Origin of the sequence: Bacillus cereus group sp. BfR-BA-01382, from assembly GCF_022663475.1 — a bacterium.
In the GTDB taxonomy this organism is placed as follows: domain Bacteria; phylum Bacillota; class Bacilli; order Bacillales; family Bacillaceae_G; genus Bacillus_A; species Bacillus_A thuringiensis_S.
The window spans coordinates 1-502 of record NZ_JAKUFQ010000269.1 but is presented as its reverse complement, the minus strand read 5'-3'; the positions used below and the strand labels follow the sequence as shown (position 1 = coordinate 502).

Genomic DNA, 502 nt, shown 5'->3' with positions numbered 1-502 from the left:
AATCAAAATGGTGTACATGTTGATTCATGCTGTTTTAGTTGCGATGGGACAGTTCCTAAGGTTGGTCCAACCGGTCCGACGGGAGCGACAGGAATAACAGGAGCAACAGGCTCAACGGGAGCGACAGGAGTAACAGGCGACACAGGGGCAACGGGAGCGACAGGAATAACAGGAGCAACAGGCCCAACGGGAGTGACAGGAGTAACAGGAGCGACCGGAGGAACAGGCGCAACAGGTCCAACGGGAGCGACAGGAATAACAGGAGCAACAGGCCCAACGGGAGTGACAGGAATAACAGGGGCAACGGGTCCAACAGGAGCAACAGGTGGCACAGGCCCAACGGGGGCGACAGGAGTAACAGGCGACACAGGGGCAACGGGAGCGACAGGGATAACAGGAGCAACAGGCGATACAGGGGCAACGGGAGCGACAGGCCCAACAGGCACAAGTATAACGGCAACATACGCATTTGCAAATAATACGTCGGGAACAGCAATATCGG

The 502-nt window shown here is 56.4% G+C and carries 1 pseudogene; it reads left to right on the top strand.

Annotation, left to right across the window (positions count from 1 at the left end):
- A pseudogene (locus tag MR160_RS33880) lies at window positions 1-502 on the top strand (BclA C-terminal domain-containing protein); the annotation flags it as partial.